This window comes from Cellulosimicrobium sp. CpK407 (assembly GCF_051844275.1).
Lineage (GTDB): Bacteria > Actinomycetota > Actinomycetes > Actinomycetales > Cellulomonadaceae > Cellulosimicrobium > Cellulosimicrobium cellulans_G.
Genome location: NZ_JBGNYC010000122.1, coordinates 1 through 274, shown reverse-complemented (window position 1 = coordinate 274; position 274 = coordinate 1). Strand labels below are relative to the sequence as shown.

At 73.4% G+C, this 274-nt stretch carries 1 protein-coding gene; it reads right to left on the bottom strand.

Annotated elements, in window-relative coordinates; all coding sequences use genetic code 11:
* The coding region (locus ABWU78_RS21000) for an Ig-like domain-containing protein (RefSeq protein WP_439159407.1) at positions 1-274 on the bottom strand (274 nt) is incomplete at both ends.

Below are 274 nucleotides of genomic sequence, written 5' to 3'. Positions count from 1 at the left end.
GCCCCCACGCCCGTCCGCGACCGAGTACCGGAACGTGCCCGTCCCCTGCGCGTCCTCGGGCACCACCGCCTGCAGCGCCGCACCGCCCATGATCGCCTGCACCGTCGCGTTGGCCGGGGAGTCCCCCGCCAGCGACGCCGTCATCACGTCCCCGTCCGGGTCCACGTCGTTGCCCAGCACCGGCAGGATCGTCGTACGACCCGGACGCACCCCGAAGCTGTCGTCCTGCGGCTGCGGCGGCTTGTTCGGCTGCGACCGGTCCGCGATGAACTGA